The organism is Mesorhizobium sp. M4B.F.Ca.ET.203.01.1.1, from assembly GCF_004791025.1.
GTDB lineage: Bacteria > Pseudomonadota > Alphaproteobacteria > Rhizobiales > Rhizobiaceae > Mesorhizobium > Mesorhizobium abyssinicae.
Window position 1 is genome coordinate 1 of record NZ_SRUO01000092.1, and the last position, 389, is coordinate 389.

Annotated in this window: 1 protein-coding gene; it reads left to right on the top strand. The window is 70.2% G+C overall.

Annotation, left to right across the window (positions count from 1 at the left end):
- Positions 1-389: putative glycoside hydrolase (locus tag EN846_RS33775; RefSeq protein ID WP_210236138.1), on the top strand; the 389-nt coding region annotated here is incomplete at both ends.

Sequence of the window (389 nt, forward strand, 5' to 3'; positions counted from 1 at the left end):
TTCGGCTTCGGCCTGACCTATGCCGACAAGGGCGACCTGCCCGTGCTGCCCGAGGCATCGGGCCTCACCGGCAACGAAGGCGCGTCCGGCGTGTTCTTCGCGCGCGGTGACGCGGGCCCCGGCATGGCGCTGCGGATCGAGGATGGGGCAGAGCAGGGGTTGAACGTGACCCGCGTGCCGGATGCCTTGCCCGACGACCGGTTGAAGATCACCGGCGTGGATCACCTGGCCCAGGAAGACGGGCGGCGGCTGGCGTGGTCGGGCAACGGCGAGGCTGTCGTCGCGCTGCAGTCGCACACGCCACTGGACCTGCAGCGCGAGGCCAACGGTGACCTGATGCTGTTGACACCCTGCGCGTTGATGCGGCACCGCGTGGCCAGGCATGGCTG